The organism is Bacillus sp. BC08 (genome assembly GCF_054326875.1).
Genome location: NZ_JBTGPA010000035.1, coordinates 962,743 through 978,348, shown reverse-complemented (window position 1 = coordinate 978,348; position 15,606 = coordinate 962,743). Strand labels below are relative to the sequence as shown.

At 37.8% G+C, this 15,606-nt stretch carries 15 protein-coding genes; all 15 read right to left on the bottom strand.

Features of this window, described 5'->3' with window-relative positions; genetic code table 11:
* Positions 1-2: 2 nt before the first annotated feature.
* Entirely contained in the window at positions 3-794 is a 792-nt protein-coding gene (gene cdsA, locus ACXVYO_RS23290) for a phosphatidate cytidylyltransferase (protein ID WP_458468586.1), read from the bottom strand.
* A 17-nt stretch (positions 795-811) separates the two neighbouring features.
* On the bottom strand, positions 812-1,588 hold the full coding sequence (gene uppS, locus ACXVYO_RS23285) for an isoprenyl transferase (protein WP_073516081.1): 777 nt from the start codon (positions 1,586-1,588) through the stop codon (positions 812-814).
* Between the two features lie 85 nt (positions 1,589-1,673).
* Entirely contained in the window at positions 1,674-2,231 is a 558-nt protein-coding gene (gene frr / locus ACXVYO_RS23280) for a ribosome recycling factor (protein ID WP_000531505.1), read from the bottom strand.
* A 2-nt stretch (positions 2,232-2,233) separates the two neighbouring features.
* Positions 2,234-2,956, bottom strand: a complete 723-nt coding sequence (gene pyrH, locus ACXVYO_RS23275; protein WP_000042667.1) for a UMP kinase — start codon at positions 2,954-2,956, stop codon at positions 2,234-2,236.
* Between the two features lie 66 nt (positions 2,957-3,022).
* A complete protein-coding gene (gene tsf, locus ACXVYO_RS23270) occupies positions 3,023-3,910 on the bottom strand; it encodes a translation elongation factor Ts (protein ID WP_001018585.1) in 888 nt (295 codons plus the stop codon).
* Between the two features lie 103 nt (positions 3,911-4,013).
* Entirely contained in the window at positions 4,014-4,715 is a 702-nt protein-coding gene (gene rpsB / locus ACXVYO_RS23265; RefSeq protein ID WP_000111485.1) for a 30S ribosomal protein S2, read from the bottom strand.
* 350 nt (positions 4,716-5,065) lie between these two features.
* A complete protein-coding gene (gene codY / locus ACXVYO_RS23260) occupies positions 5,066-5,845 on the bottom strand; it encodes a GTP-sensing pleiotropic transcriptional regulator CodY (protein WP_000421290.1) in 780 nt (259 codons plus the stop codon).
* A 77-nt stretch (positions 5,846-5,922) separates the two neighbouring features.
* Positions 5,923-7,314, bottom strand: a complete 1,392-nt coding sequence (gene hslU / locus ACXVYO_RS23255; RefSeq protein WP_458468585.1) for an ATP-dependent protease ATPase subunit HslU — start codon at positions 7,312-7,314, stop codon at positions 5,923-5,925.
* Positions 7,315-7,336: 22 nt separating this feature from the next.
* The gene (hslV, locus tag ACXVYO_RS23250) at positions 7,337-7,879 is read right to left on the bottom strand and encodes an ATP-dependent protease proteolytic subunit HslV (protein WP_000526271.1); all 543 of its coding nucleotides are present in this window, start codon (positions 7,877-7,879) and stop codon (positions 7,337-7,339) included.
* Positions 7,880-7,921: 42 nt separating this feature from the next.
* A complete protein-coding gene (gene xerC, locus ACXVYO_RS23245; RefSeq protein ID WP_001101238.1) occupies positions 7,922-8,821 on the bottom strand; it encodes a tyrosine recombinase XerC in 900 nt (299 codons plus the stop codon).
* 65 nt (positions 8,822-8,886) lie between these two features.
* The gene (trmFO, locus tag ACXVYO_RS23240; RefSeq protein WP_000211998.1) at positions 8,887-10,191 is read right to left on the bottom strand and encodes an FADH(2)-oxidizing methylenetetrahydrofolate--tRNA-(uracil(54)-C(5))-methyltransferase TrmFO; all 1,305 of its coding nucleotides are present in this window, start codon (positions 10,189-10,191) and stop codon (positions 8,887-8,889) included.
* Between the two features lie 48 nt (positions 10,192-10,239).
* The gene (gene topA / locus ACXVYO_RS23235; RefSeq protein WP_088097492.1) at positions 10,240-12,318 is read right to left on the bottom strand and encodes a type I DNA topoisomerase; all 2,079 of its coding nucleotides are present in this window, start codon (positions 12,316-12,318) and stop codon (positions 10,240-10,242) included.
* 144 nt (positions 12,319-12,462) lie between these two features.
* A complete protein-coding gene (gene dprA / locus ACXVYO_RS23230; RefSeq protein WP_458468584.1) occupies positions 12,463-13,332 on the bottom strand; it encodes a DNA-processing protein DprA in 870 nt (289 codons plus the stop codon).
* An 87-nt stretch (positions 13,333-13,419) separates the two neighbouring features.
* On the bottom strand, positions 13,420-14,322 hold the full coding sequence (gene sucD / locus ACXVYO_RS23225) for a succinate--CoA ligase subunit alpha (protein WP_000115178.1): 903 nt from the start codon (positions 14,320-14,322) through the stop codon (positions 13,420-13,422).
* A gap of 19 nt (positions 14,323-14,341) precedes the next feature.
* Positions 14,342-15,502: an ADP-forming succinate--CoA ligase subunit beta gene (gene sucC, locus ACXVYO_RS23220; protein ID WP_001020792.1), complete on the bottom strand. Its 1,161-nt coding sequence runs from the start codon at positions 15,500-15,502 to the stop codon at positions 14,342-14,344.
* Positions 15,503-15,606 lie beyond the last annotated feature (104 nt).

Here is a 15,606-nt window from a genome sequence, read left to right as displayed (position 1 = left end):
TATTAATTATATTGTAATAAGAAGTAGAGAATTGGTAAAACAAATAACCAACTATCTGTTCGATCTAATATACCACCATGTCCAGGTAAAATTGTACCTGAATCCTTTACGCCATAATGACGTTTAAATGCAGATTGTACTAAATCACCAATTTGTCCAAAAATAGAAACGATAATTGTCAACACAATTAAAATCCCTACATTAGCCTCAACCGGGAAGAACATGTTGTAAACAACTGCCACAACAATTCCACAAACGATGCCGCCTAATGAACCTTCAATCGTTTTATTAGGACTAATTTCTGGCCATAATTTTCTTTTTCCTAATGCTTTTCCTACGAAATATGCGCCTGAATCAGTAGCCCATATAACAAATAATGCACAAAACACATATTTAATTCCTAATATTCTCGTTTCATTCAAATATAGGAATCCCATTCCAACATATGCTGTTGCCATTAGTAAAAATGAAGCATTGTCAAAAGTAAATGTATTCTTAGAAAGGACTGTATATGATAAAAGTAATAAAACAATCACAAACGTGATCTCTAATTTACCTAATCCAATCTGCATAAACAGTTCTGATGCACTACTTGGAATTAAAATAATCCATAATAATACTGCAGCTAAAACTGTTGGTACTGAAATAAGCGTAAGCTTATTCATACGAATTAATTCATATAAACCTATAGAAGCAAGTGCATACACTAAAACCGTAAAAGGCACGCCACCGTAAATTACGATGGGAATGAATAGCGCGGCAGCAACCACTCCAGTAATAATTCTCTGTTTCACTACCAAACCCTCTCTTTCTACACGCCTCCGAATCTGCGCCCTCTATGCTGAAAGTCTGTAATCGCATTTAGCAAATGTTCCTCGGTAAAATCTGGCCAATACACATCTGTAAACCAAAATTCCGAATATGCAATTTGCCATAACATGAAATTACTAATACGTAGCTCTCCGCTCGTACGGATTAACAACTCTGGGTCAGGTAAAGAACTCGTCATTAAATAGGAAGAAAGCATTTCTTCACTTACATCTTCAACGCGAATTTTTCCTTCCTCACTATCTTTCACCATATGTTGCACAGCAGAAACGATTTCATCTCGACTTCCATAGTTTAACGCGAAATTAAGAATTAATCCCGTATTCTCTTTCGTATCTTCCATGGCCTTTTCCATCGCTCTGCGTGTATGCGTAGGAAGACGATCTTGTTGTCCTATTACTCGGACTTGTACGTTCTCTTCAATCAATTCTGGTAAAAATGTACCTAGAAATTCTTCTGGAAGCCTCATTAAATAGTCAACTTCCTTTTTCGGTCTTTTCCAGTTCTCAGTCGAAAAAGCATAAAGAGTTAATACTTTCACATTAAGTTTGCTTGCAAATTTTGTGATTTTCTTTACAACTTGCATGCCCTCATGATGTCCCGCAATACGAGGCATCGCTCTCCTCTTTGCCCATCTACCATTACCATCCATAATGATGGCAATATGTTCTGGGATATATCCTTTTTTCACTTCTTCAACGAGATGATCAAACGATGCGTCCTTTTTACTTTTAAAAAAAGGAAAGTTTTTAAACATCATTCATACCCTCCAGCAAGCAGACATATGCCTAAAAGTGTAAAAAGACCCCCTTAAGAAGAGGGTCATATTTGCGAAGGTATCGCTATTACACTTCCATGATTTCTTTTTCTTTGTTTTTTGCGATTTCGTCAACTTTTGCAATATATTTATCTGTTTCTTTTTGGATATCTTCAGTATATCCTCTTAAATCATCTTCTGTAATCTCGCCAGCTTTTTCAAGCTTCTTAAGATCATCGTTACCGTCACGACGTACGTTACGAACAGCAACTTTCGCTTCTTCAGCATATTTTTTCACAACTTTAACAAGATCACGACGACGCTCTTCTGTTAATGCAGGGAATGCAATACGAATTACAGTTCCATCATTAGAAGGGTTTAAGCCTAAATCTGCTTTTAAAATTGCTTTTTCGATATCACCGATAGAAGTTTTATCATAAGGTTGAATTACAAGTAAACGTGCTTCTGGAACTGTAATGTTCGCTAATTGCACAACCGGTGTTGGTGCACCATAGTAATCAACTTGTACCTTATCTAATACAGATGAGCTTGCACGACCTGCGCGAACTGTTGCCAATTCACGAGAGTAAGCAGCAACTGCTTTTTCCATTTTTTCATTTGAAGACTTCAATACTTGTTGTCCCATCTTTATTTCCCCCTTACAACTGTTCCAATATTTTCGCCTAAAACGGCACGTTTAATGTTACCTTTTTCCATAACAGAGAATACAATTAATGGAATATCATTGTCCATACATAAAGAAGAAGCTGTTGAATCCATTACACCTAAACCTTCTTTTAATACATCTAAGTAAGTAAGTGTTTCGTATTTCGTAGCTGTTGGGTCAAGAGATGGATCTGCATTATATACGCCATCTACATTGTTTTTCGCCATTAAGATAACGTCTGCTTCGATTTCCGCTGCACGTAGTGCTGCTGTTGTATCTGTAGAGAAATATGGGTTACCTGTACCTGCTGCAAAGATCACAACACGTTTTTTCTCTAGATGACGAACTGCTTTACGACGAATGTAAGGCTCTGCTACTTGACGCATTTCGATTGAAGTTTGAACTCGAGTTTGAATTCCAATGTTCTCCAGGCTATCTTGAAGAGCTAATGAGTTCATAACTGTCGCTAACATACCCATGTAATCTGCTCCAGCACGATCCATTCCCATTTCACTTCCGATTTTTCCACGCCAAATGTTTCCGCCACCAACAACAACAGCAACTTCTACATCAAGTTCTGCAATTTCTTTCACTTGTTCCGCAACTGATTTAATTACAGATGGGTTAATTCCAAATCCTTGTTCGCCAGCTAACGCTTCTCCGCTTAGCTTTAATACGACACGATTATATTTCGGTTTACTCATAATGAACCTCCAATTGCTTACATCTTTATTTTAAAAAAGGGAACACAATGTGTTCCCTAATCTTTATTAGTTGCTACCTTTTACTTGGTTCATTACTTCTTCAGCAAAGTTGTCTTCGCGCTTTTCGATACCTTCACCAACAGCGTAGCGAACGAATCCTTTTAATGTTCCGCCTTTAGACTCAACGAACTGACGAACTTTCATATCAGGGTTTTTAACGAATGCTTGGTCAAGTAAGCAAATTTCTTCGAAGAATTTGCCTAGACGGCCTTCAACCATTTTTGCAACGATTTTTTCAGGCTTGCCTTCGTTTAAAGCTTGTTGTGTTAATACTTGACGCTCATGCTCAACTTCTTCAGCTGTTACAGCATCGCGGTCGATGTATTTAGGATTAACTGCTGCGATGTGCATTGCTACATCTTTAGCAGCAGCTTCGTCAGTAGAACCTTCAAGAACTGTTAATACACCAATACGTCCACCCATGTGTAGGTAAGCGCCGAATGCATCAGCATCAGTTTTTGTTACGATTTCGAAACGACGAAGTGTAAGTTTTTCACCAATTTTAGCGATTGCTTCGTTGATGTGCTCTTCTACTGTTTTGCCGCCTTCGATTGTTTGAGCCATAGCTTCTTCAATGTTAGCTGGTTTGTTAGCTAATAAGTGAGCAGCTAATTCTTTAATTAATGCTTGGAAACCTTCGTTTTTCGCAACGAAATCAGTTTCAGAGTTTAATTCTAAGATTAAACCTTCGTTACCGTTTGTTTCGATGAAAGTTAAACCTTCAGCAGCGATGCGGTCTGCTTTTTTAGCAGCTTTCGCAATACCTTTTTCACGTAAGAAGTCAATTGCCTTCTCCATGTCGCCATTAGTTTCTGTTAAAGCTTTTTTGCAGTCCATCATACCTGCGCCAGTTTTTTCACGTAATTCTTTTACCATTTGTGCAGTGATTGCCATACTATTCATCCTCCTAAAATATGTATTTATACCTTTTATAAAGGTGTTTATACCTTAAAAAAGGTGATAAAAGGCCGAACCCCTTATCACCTTTCCAACTTTGTTACGCAGTAACAGTTTCTTCACCTTGTTTTGCTTCAAGGATCGCGTCTGCCATTTTAGATGTAAGAAGTTTTACAGCACGAATTGCATCATCGTTTGCTGGGATAACGTGATCGATTTCGTCTGGATCACAGTTTGTATCAACGATACCGATGATTGGAATGTGTAATTTGCGTGCTTCAGCAACTGCAATACGCTCTTTACGAGGGTCTACTACGAATAATGCACTTGGAAGACCTTTCATATCTTTAATACCGCCTAAGAATTTCTCAAGACGCTCTAACTCTTTTTTAAGTTGAACAACTTCTTTCTTAGGAAGTACTTCGAAAGTACCATCTTCTTGCATTCTTTCGATGTCTTTAAGACGCTTGATACGTTTTTGGATTGTTTGGAAGTTTGTTAAAGTTCCACCTAACCAACGTTGGTTAACGAAGTACATACCAGCACGAGTTGCTTCTTCTTTAATAGCTTCTTGTGCTTGTTTTTTAGTACCTACGAATAAGATGTCTCCGCCTTCAGCAGCGATGTCGCGCATCGTTCTGTAAGCTTCCTCAACTTTTTTCACAGTTTTTTGTAAGTCGATGATGTAGATACCGTTACGCTCTGTGAAAATGTAACGCTTCATTTTTGGGTTCCAACGACGAGTTTGATGTCCGAAATGAACACCAGCTTCAAGCAATTGCTTCATAGAAATTACTGACATAATATAGTTCCTCCTAAATGGTTTTTGATATCCTCCGTTTACTTCATCTCTAAGCGAAACTACAAACGTAGCACCAACACTTAAATCAGTAAACGTGTGTACTTTGTACTGACACCACTGCTTACTATATCATACTGAAATATTACAATCAAGTCGAAAATGCGAAGAATGTAAAACTTTCTTTGTTCACACTCGAATTCTAGTATTACCAACCTGTATTTCTTTTAAGCGAAAAAATGAAATTCAATTCATAGCTTTTCCGAAAAGCACGATTATGACGCTATTTGCAAACAACATCAATCTTTTATACACAAAAAACTCTCCTCAAAAAATGAGGAGAGTTTTATAAATTAGTTTGTTTTTAATTTAGCAAGTTCCTGTAGAAACTTGTCGTTTAGCACTTTAATGTATGTTCCTTTCATACCTAAAGAGCGAGACTCAATAACACCAGCACTTTCTAATTTACGTAGTGCATTTACGATTACAGAACGAGTAATTCCTACGCGATCAGCAATTTTACTTGCAACTAGTAAACCTTCTGTTCCATTTAATTCTTCGAAGATATGCTCAATTGCTTCTAACTCACTGTAAGATAATGAGCTAATCGCCATTTGAACAACAGCTTTACTACGTGCTTCCTCTTCGATTTCTTCCGCTTTTTCACGTAAGATTTCCATACCTACTACAGTTGAACTGTATTCAGCAAGGATTAAATCATCGTCTAAGAACTCTTGACCAAGACGAGCTAATACTAATGTACCTAGACGCTCACCGCCACCAACGATTGGTACGATTGTAGTTAAACCTTGACCGAATAATTCTCTATTTTCTACTGGGAACGCTGTGTAAGCACTGTTTACATCTAAGTTTGAAGATGTTTCTGTAATGTTGAATAAGCTTTGCGTGTATTCTTCCGGGAATTGACGCTCTGCAAGCATTTGTTTCATACGCTCATTCTCAATTTGTTGGTGAATTGCATAACCTAGTAATTTACCACGACGACTTACTACGAATACGTTCGCTTCGATTACTTCACACATTGTGTCAGACATTTCTCTAAAGTTTACAGGCTTTCCTGCTGCGCTCTGTAATAACGCATTTAATTTTCTTGTTTTTGCTAATAATTCCATTTCAAAAGTTCCTCCTACATGTTACTCACATATTTTTTCATCACTTGGAAACTAGGGCGAGTCACCTGATGACACTATTACAAAATAAACTGGCTCACATCTTTATTTTTAGCAATCGTTGCTAATTTCTCCTCAACGTACTGAGGTGTTATCGTTATTTTCTCTAACGTAATTTCAGATGCTTCAAACGATAAATCTTCAAGGAGTTTCTCCATAATCGTATGAAGTCTTCTTGCTCCAATATTATCTGTATCCTGATTAACTTGATAAGCAATCTCAGCAATCTTACGAATAGCTTCGTCTGAAAATTCAATTTCTATACCTTCAGTCGCTAATAAAGCCATATATTGTTTAATTAACGCATTGTCAGGCTCGATTAATATTTTAACAAAATCATCTGTAGATAATTTTGTTAATTCTACTCGAATCGGAAATCTCCCTTGCAGTTCCGGAATTAAATCCGACGGTTTAGACATATGAAACGCTCCAGCTGCAACGAATAAAATATAATCCGTTTTTACTGATCCGTATTTTGTCGCAACATTCGATCCTTCTACAATTGGTAAAATGTCACGTTGCACACCTTCACGTGATACATCTACGCTATTCGACTGCTTACCAGCAATTTTGTCAATTTCATCGATAAAAATAATCCCGAGCTGTTCAGCACGATAAACAGCCTCTTGTGTAACTTCATCCATATCAATTAAGCGCTGTGCTTCCTCATTTGTCAAGAGTTTTCTTGCTTCTTTCACAGAAAGTTTACGTTTTTTTGTTTTTTTCGGCATAAAACTTCCTAACGCATCTTGGAAATTCATCCCCATTTGTTCCATGCCAGTTCCTTGTAGCATATCGAACATGGAAGACTGTTGCTCAGTCACTTCAATCGATACAATTTCATCTTCAAGAAGTCCTGCAGCAAGCTTTCTTTCCACATCTTGACGTTTCTTTTCGATTTCAACATCTTCATGTTCATCAGATGTTTGATTCGAATTTTGAGCACCGCCAAATAGCATTTCTAACGGGTTTTTAAATCCAGATTGTTTCTCCGGACTCGGCACTAAAATTTCAACAAGACGTTGATTCGCTTGTTCTTCCGCTTTGTCTTGTACTTTAATTACCATTTCTTCTTTCACGATACGAACTGACGTTTCCACAAGGTCACGTACCATCGATTCTACATCTCTACCTACATATCCAACTTCTGTAAATTTGGTAGCTTCAACCTTAATAAAAGGTGCTCCAACGAGTTTCGCCATTCGTCGTGCTACCTCTGTTTTACCAACACCTGTTGGTCCAATCATTAAAATATTTTTAGGCGCAATTTCATCACGTAGATTTTCAGCTAATTTACTTCGACGATATCGATTTCTTAAAGCTACAGCAACCGCTTTCTTCGCATCTTTTTGACCGATAATGTATTGATCTAATTTTTCCACAATTTGACGCGGAGTAAAATGTAAATGCATATAAAATGCCTCCCTTACGATTCTACAATTCTTCCACAATTATATTGTGGTTTGTATAAACACAAATATCGCCAGCAATGTCTAAACTCGCTTTCGCAATTTGCTTCGCTGTTAAATGTTCACTTGCATATTGCTTTAAAGCACGACCTGCAGAAAGCGCATAATTCCCACCAGATCCAATCGCTAAAATACCATCATCCGGTTCGATTACTTCTCCTGTACCCGAAACAAGAAGCATAGTTGTTTTATCCATGACAATGAGCATCGCTTCTAGTTGACGTAACATTTTGTCGCCACGCCATTGTTTTGCCATCTCAACTGCAGCACGCTGCAAGTTTCCATTGTACTCTTCTAATTTCCCTTCAAACATTTCAAAAAGAGTAAATGCGTCAGCAACGGAACCTGCAAAACCAGCTAAAACTTTTCCCTGGAAAAGTTTACGGACTTTACGAGCTGTATGTTTCATTACAACTGCATTTCCCATCGTCACCTGGCCATCTCCAGCCATTGCACATTCTCCATTATGATGAACTGCAAATATCGTTGTAGCGTGGAAATTTCCCATAGAAAAAACTCCTTTATATGTTTTTATAGCTTTAAAAGCAATTTATGCCCGTGGGTGATGCTTCATGTAGACCGAACGCAATCTTTCTTTAGAGACATGCGTATAAATTTGTGTCGTCGACAAATTCTCATGACCAAGTAGCTCCTGTACAGTACGTAAATCTGCCCCTTCATCTAACATGTGTGTAGCAAATGTATGCCTTAACATATGGGGACTTATCCGCATTGTCAGCGAAGCTTTCTTAATGAGTTCGTTTAATACATAGCGTACCCCTCGACTTGTTAGCGGCGTGCCTTTCGCATTTAAAAATACCATATGAGAGTGTTCTTCAGTTTTGTGAGCTAACTGTTTTCTCCCGTTCTCTATATAAGTAATTAAAGCATCTTGCGCATAGCTTCCGAACGGAATATACCTTTGTTTTTTTCCTTTTCCCATTACTAAAATTGTTCCCACCGCGAAGTCAATATCGGTAAGTTGTAAATTGACACATTCACTCACACGGATTCCAGTCGCATACATCAATTCTAATAAAGCTTGATTCCTTTGACCTAGCGGTGTTTCCGTATCAGAAACTTCAAATAATTCCTCTAATTCTTCAGCATATAAAAACTTTGGGATTGACAATTCTTTTTTGGGGAGTGACGCAAGTGCAAACGGATTATCTTTCCGATAACCTTCACGCATCAAAAAACGATATAAACTTCGTAAACTTGATACTTTTCTTGCGACAGATTTACGGGCTAACTTTTCATCGTGTAACGTCGTTAAGTACAAACGAACATCTGCGTATGTAACATCTAAAAAAGAGGATATGCCTTCTCGCTCCATAAATTGCACAAAATGTTCTAAATCATTTTGATAACTTGCAATTGTATATTTTGAATAATTTCTTTCAATTTGTAAATATCCAACGAATAATTGTAACAATTTCTTCACATTCACACAATTCACCTCAATAAAGGCTACTAAATCGTATCACAACTTAGTAGCCTTTGCAAGAAATTTAACTAAATATTTACAAAATTTTGAATTGTTTCTAAAGCGCGTGTTGCATAGGCTTCATTTCGTTCTGCTTTTTTCTTAATTTTCTTCTCTAACGGTGCAAACAGACCGAAGTTTGCATTCATTGGTTGGAAGTTTTTTGCATTTGTCGCAGTAATATAATTCGCCATACTTCCCATTGCAGTTACAGATGGTAATACAACTGGCTCTTCACCTTTCACAAGTCGAGCAGCGTTAATACCTGCTAGTAATCCTGATGCTGCCGATTCAACATATCCCTCTACTCCAGTCATTTGGCCAGCGAAGAATAAATCATCACGTTGTTTATATTGATATGTTGGACGAAGCAAGTTAGGTGAATTAATAAACGTATTACGATGCATTACACCATAACGTACAATCTCTGCGTTTTCCAGTCCTGGAATCAACTGTAACACTTCTTTTTGTGGTCCCCACTTTAAATGTGTTTGGAAACCTACGATATTGTATAACGTTCCTGCTGCATCATCTTGACGTAACTGAACAACAGCATATGGCGTTTTCCCTGTTTTCGGATCTTCTAATCCAACAGGTTTCATCGGCCCAAATACTAGCGTCTGTCTTCCTCTACTTGCCATAACTTCTACTGGCATACAACCTTCAAAGAAAATTTCTTTTTCAAATTCTTTTAAAGGTACTGTTTCAGCAGCAATTAAAGCCTCGTAAAAACGGTCAAATTCCTCTTCCGTCATTGGGCAGTTTAAATATGCAGCTTCACCTTTATCGTAACGAGATTTTAAATATACTTTATTCATATCAATGCTGTCTTTCTCAACAATCGGTGCTGCAGCATCATAGAAATAAAAATAATCTTCACCTGTTAATTCTTTTAATTGTGCAGCAAGATCAGGAGACGTAAGTGGACCTGTCGCGATAACAGTAGGCCCTTCTGGAATTTCAGTAATTTCTTCATTCATCACAGTTACGTTCGGATGGTTTTTCACATACTCCGTTACCTTTGCCGCAAATTCATGACGATCTACAGCTAAAGCCCCTCCTGCTGGTACAGAGCACTCATCAGCTGCACGAATAATAACAGAGTCCATTAGACGCATTTCTTCTTTAATAACACCAACAGCGTTTGTTAATGTGTTTGCGCGAAGCGAGTTACTGCATACTAACTCTGCAAATTTATCTGTGTGATGAGCTGGTGTTTGCCTTACTGGTCTCATTTCATATAATTTTACTTGGACACCACGTTTTGCAATTTGGTAAGCTGCTTCACTTCCTGCAAGACCTGCGCCAATGACGTTTACTACTTGTGTTGTCATATTAATCACCTTTCCTTTTCTTCCCGAAAAAAATGTGAGCAGTTACGCTCACATTTGTTGTTCTTCTTCATAATCACACGAAATACATTGTACTTGCACGCCTTTTTTCAACTTCTTCTCTACAAGCATACCTTCGCACTTCGGACATTTACGACCAATTGGTTTATCCCATGATACAAAGTCACACTCTGGATACGTACCGCATCCATAGAAAAGACGTTTCTTTTTATTACTACGGCGTTCAATAATTTGACCTTTATCACACTTCGGACAAGTAACACCAATTTCTTTCACAATCGGTTTTGTATTACGACAATCTGGGAAATTCGAACAAGCCATAAATTTCCCGTATTTACCCATTTTAAAGACCATTGGGTGATTACACAATTCACAGTCTTCCCCAGCTGGTTCATCTTTAATTTCCACTTCACGCATTTCTTTTTCCGCTTTTTCTAAACGCGGTTCAAAGCCTACGTAGAAATCATCAACAATTTTTACCCAATTCGCATTTCCTTCTTCTACTTCATCAAGACTTTGCTCCATGTTAGCAGTAAATTCAATGTTAATAATTTCTGGGAAAAACTCTAAAATAAGTTCAATTACTATTTCACCAAGTTCAGTTGGAACGAAGCGTTTATTATCCAAGCCTACGTATCCACGTTTTTGAATCGTTTCAAGTGTCGGTACGTAAGTCGACGGCCTTCCAATTCCAAGCTCTTCAAGTGTTCTTACTAGACGAGCCTCTGTATAGCGCGGCGGAGGTTGTGTAAAGTGTTGCTTCGGTTCTAAATCCTTCGAAAATACCGTTTCCCCTACTTCTAAAGGTGGCAACATTTTATCCTTTTCTTCAGCCCCGTCATCTTTCGACTCTACATACACTTTCATAAATCCTGGAAACTTTACAACCGATCCACTTGCACGGAACTGAACATTGTTATTAATGAGTCTAGCTGTCACAGTATCCATTATAGCAGACGCCATTTGACTTGCAACAAATCGCTCCCAAATCAGTTTATACAACCGAAGTTGATCACGACTTAAGAAACTCTTTAGTTCCTCTGGCCTTCTCATTACCGAAGTAGGACGAATTGCCTCATGCGCATCTTGTGCGTTCGACTTTTTCGTTTCTTTCTTCTTTTCTGTTCCTATGTATTCCGCACCAAACGCCTCAGTAATGTAAGTACGTGCCTCTGTTTGAGCTGTTTCTGAGATACGTGTTGAGTCAGTTCTCATATACGTAATAAGACCTACAGTCCCTTGCTTTCCAAGATCTATCCCTTCATACAATTGCTGCGCGAGCATCATTGTTTTCTTTGCTCGCATGTTTAACTTACGAGCTGCCTCTTGTTGCAAGGAAGATGTTGTAAACGGTAATGCAGGATTACGTTTTCGCTCTTTTCGCGTTACATTTTCAACTGAAAACGCATTATCTTTCATCTGTTCAATTATTTCATTCACTTGCGTTTCATTCGTTAATTGAACTTTTTCACCATCTACACCGTAAAAACTCGCTTCAAATGTGTCTTTTCCCTTCACAAATTCTGTCTTAATTGTCCAGAATTCTTCAGGCTCAAAGATTTGAATTTCTTTTTCACGTTCGATAATTAAACGAACTGCTACAGATTGTACGCGTCCTGCACTTAATCCTTTTTTTACTTTCTTCCATAATAAAGGACTAATATTGTAACCTACAAGACGATCTAGTATACGCCTTGCTTGTTGTGCATCTACTAAATCCATATTAATCGCACGAGGATGTTTAAATGATTCTTTTATTGCATCTTTTGTAATCTCATTAAACACAACTCGGCAATCTGATTCCACGTCCACATTTAACGTATTGGCTAAATGCCAAGCAATTGCTTCCCCTTCGCGGTCTGGATCGGCCGCGAGATAGACTTTCTTTGCTTTTTTGGCCGCTGATTTTAAATCTTTTAAGACGGGACCTTTACCACGAATGGTAATATACTTCGGGGTGAAGTTGTTCTTTACTTCTATCCCCATTTGACTTTTAGGTAAATCGCGAACGTGTCCCATAGACGCGACAACTTTGTATTTTTTGCCTAAATATTTCTCAATGGTCTTCGCCTTAGAAGGCGACTCCACGATTACGAGGTAATCTGACATGCTAGTGCCTCCTTAAGAGGTGGATTCAAGTCTTCATCAATCTTATTGATTTCTCTTGTTTTTGTCAATCAAGAATGAATATACCATACAGTGCCTTTCTACCATTTGTCAATAATTGTTTAATAAAAACATGAAAATATAAGGTTAATTTAAAATCTCTTCCAAGATATCTTCTGCATTTCTTACTAGTTTTGCTCCCTGTTGAATCAGATGATTCGTTCCTGATGCACTATCTATAAATATAGGTCCAGGAAGTGCAAATACCTCTCTATTTTGCTCTAAAGCAAGGTCCGCAGTAATAAGTGTTCCACTTCTTGATTTCGCTTCTACAACTAAAACACCCTTACTTATACCACTAATAATCCGGTTCCTTTTTGGAAAATACCATTTTTTCGGTGCATAGTGCGGTGGATACTCCGTTAATAACAATATATATTCATTCCACGTTTCATATAAATGTCTATTCTCTTTTGGATACATATACGATAATCCATGCCCTAGTATTGCAATAGTCGGACAATGCCGTCTTACTGTAATTTCATGAGACATTGTATCTATCCCTCTTGCAAACCCACTGACAATAAGCCATTCTCTTTCTAATAATGGTTGTAAAATAAATTTTAAACTCTCATGTCCATATAAAGTCGGTTCTCTCGTTCCAATAACCGCTAATTTATTCGCTTTATTGAGAAAATCCTTCTCGCCTTTTCCATATAACACAAAGGGTGGATCTTGTATTTCATGTAATAGTTGTGGATAATCTTCATCCCAGATAGTCATATAAAAGATTCGATTTTTTTCTAAATAAGATATATATTGCGGGAGATTTGAACTTTGAAGAAAATGTACTAATTCTGAAGATTTTTTCGAGGATATTCCAGTGTAGTATTCCATTTGTTTTGCATTAAAAGTGTATATTCCCTTCAATTCAGGATCGACATATAGTAGTCTTTCCATCGCCTTCCAATGATCTGCTAAAAAATAATGAAGATGTAATAATCGTTCTCTTTTCATCTTAATTCTCCTTACCCATAATTTTTATTATGTAAACAAGAATTTCGTAAAAAGACACCTTCAAGCAAGAAGGTGTCTTTCAACAGATTAGTAGTTTTTACAAGTCTCAAATAAACCTTTTTCTTTTAAGACAGAGATTAGCGTTTCGCCCATAACCGCTGGAGTTTCCGCTACTTTAATACCACAAGCTTCCATCGTTTTAATCTTTTCTGCAGCAGTTCCTTTACCACCAGAAATGATTGCACCAGCATGGCCCATACGTTTGCCAGCAGGCGCTGTTTGGCCACCAATGAAGCCTACAACAGGTTTTGTCATATTAGCTTTCACCCATTCAGCTGCCTCTTCTTCCGCTGTACCACCGATTTCACCAATCATAATTACAGCATGCGTTTCTTCATCTTCATTAAATGCTTTTAACGCATCAATAAAGTCCGTACCGTTAACTGGGTCCCCACCGATACCTACAGCAGTAGATTGGCCAATACCTTCTTGTGTTAACTGATGTACAGCCTCATACGTTAATGTACCAGAGCGAGATACGATACCTACATGGCCTTTTTTATGAATGTATCCTGGCATAATACCAATTTTACATTCATCAGGCGTAATAACACCAGGACAGTTTGGTCCAAGTAAACGTGTATGTTTACCCGCCATATATCTCTTTACATTTACCATATCTAATACAGGAATTCCTTCAGTAATACATACTACTAAATCGATTTCTGCATCAACTGCTTCCATAATTGCATCAGCCGCAAAAGCGGGTGGAACGTATACAACTGAAGCGTTTGCGCCTGTTGCTTTCACTGCATCTTCTACAGTATCAAATACTGGTACACCTTCAATATCAGTGCCACCTTTACCTGGCGTTACACCACCGACAATTTTCGTACCGTATTCAATCATTTGTTTTGTGTGGAATAATCCTTGAGAACCTGTAATACCTTGAACAATAACTTTTGTATCTTTATTAACTAATACGCTCATTTTTCTCCCCCGCTTTCTATTAGCCCACTAGTGAAACAATTTTTTGTGCACCGTCTGCCATAGATTCTGCTGCAACAATATTTAAGCCAGACTCATTTAAAATCTTCTTACCTAACTCTACGTTTGTACCTTCAAGACGTACAACTAAAGGCAATTCAAGACCTACTTGTTTCGTCGCTTCAATAACACCTTCTGCGATAACATCACACTTCATAATGCCACCAAAAATGTTAACGAAGATACCTTTTACATTTTTGTCAGAAAGGATAATTTTGAATGCTTCTGTAACTTTTTCAGCTGTTGCACCGCCACCAACATCTAAGAAGTTAGCTGGATCGCCATGGTAATGTTTAATGATATCCATTGTAGCCATCGCTAAACCTGCACCATTAACCATACAACCGATATTTCCATCTAAAGGAATGTAGTTTAAGTCATATTTAGAAGCTTCAATTTCTTTTGAATCTTCTTCATCAAGATCACGAAGTTCTAAAATGTCTTTATTGCGATATAAAGCATTAGAATCAAAGTTTAATTTCGCATCTAATGCCATAACTTTACCGTCACCTGTTGTAACAAGTGGATTGATCTCCGCGATAGAGCAATCTTTTTCGATAAACGCACGGTATAAGCCCATCATAAACTTCACAGCTTGTCCTACAAGCTCTTTTGGAATATTGATGTTAAATGCGATTCGGCGCGCTTGGAATCCTTGTAAGCCTACTGCTGGATCAATATATTCTTTAAAGATCTTTTCAGGTGTTTGTTCTGCTACTTCTTCAATTTCTGTTCCACCTTCTTCAGATGCCATTAAAACAACTTGAGAAGTTGCACGATCTAAAACTAGACCAACATAATATTCTTTTTTAATATCGCAACCTTCTTCGATAAGTAAGCGTTTTACTTCCTTACCTTCAGGACCTGTTTGATGTGTCACAAGTGTAGTTCCTAAAATGCTCTCTGCATATGTACGAACTTCATCTAAATTTTTTGCAACTTTTACTCCGCCAGCTTTGCCGCGTCCACCAGCGTGAATTTGTGCTTTTACTACACATACATCCGTTCCTAATTCTTTCGCTGCTTCTACAGCTTCTTCTACTGTAAATGCAACCTTCCCGTTCGGAACGCTAACCCCATAGCTTCTAAGGACTGCCTTACCTTGGTACTCATGGATATTCATGGTCCCATCCTCCCCTGTTTTCCTGTTTTACTCGAAAAGTTTTTTAATGTTTAAAAAACATTACATTGCCATTGTATAAGATGATTGGCACGCTGTCTACAATA

Excerpts from the sequence above, each read along its gene's own strand:
- uppS (WP_073516081.1), bottom strand. The coding sequence starts at position 1,588 with ATGATGTTTAAAAACTTTCCTTTTTTTAAAAGTAAAAAGGACGCATCG.
- frr (WP_000531505.1), bottom strand. The coding sequence starts at position 2,231 with ATGGGACAACAAGTATTGAAGTCTTCAAATGAAAAAATGGAAAAAGCA.
- pyrH (WP_000042667.1), bottom strand. The coding sequence starts at position 2,956 with ATGAGTAAACCGAAATATAATCGTGTCGTATTAAAGCTAAGCGGAGAA.
- tsf (WP_001018585.1), bottom strand. The coding sequence starts at position 3,910 with ATGGCAATCACTGCACAAATGGTAAAAGAATTACGTGAAAAAACTGGC.
- rpsB (WP_000111485.1), bottom strand. The coding sequence starts at position 4,715 with ATGTCAGTAATTTCTATGAAGCAATTGCTTGAAGCTGGTGTTCATTTC.
- codY (WP_000421290.1), bottom strand. The coding sequence starts at position 5,845 with ATGGAATTATTAGCAAAAACAAGAAAATTAAATGCGTTATTACAGAGC.
- hslU (WP_458468585.1), bottom strand. The coding sequence starts at position 7,314 with ATGCATTTACATTTTACTCCGCGTCAAATTGTGGAAAAATTAGATCAA.
- hslV (WP_000526271.1), bottom strand. The coding sequence starts at position 7,879 with ATGGGAAATTTCCACGCTACAACGATATTTGCAGTTCATCATAATGGA.
- trmFO (WP_000211998.1), bottom strand. The coding sequence starts at position 10,191 with ATGACAACACAAGTAGTAAACGTCATTGGCGCAGGTCTTGCAGGAAGT.
- topA (WP_088097492.1), bottom strand. The coding sequence starts at position 12,318 with ATGTCAGATTACCTCGTAATCGTGGAGTCGCCTTCTAAGGCGAAGACC.
- dprA (WP_458468584.1), bottom strand. The coding sequence starts at position 13,332 with ATGAAAAGAGAACGATTATTACATCTTCATTATTTTTTAGCAGATCAT.
- sucD (WP_000115178.1), bottom strand. The coding sequence starts at position 14,322 with ATGAGCGTATTAGTTAATAAAGATACAAAAGTTATTGTTCAAGGTATT.
- sucC (WP_001020792.1), bottom strand. The coding sequence starts at position 15,502 with ATGAATATCCATGAGTACCAAGGTAAGGCAGTCCTTAGAAGCTATGGG.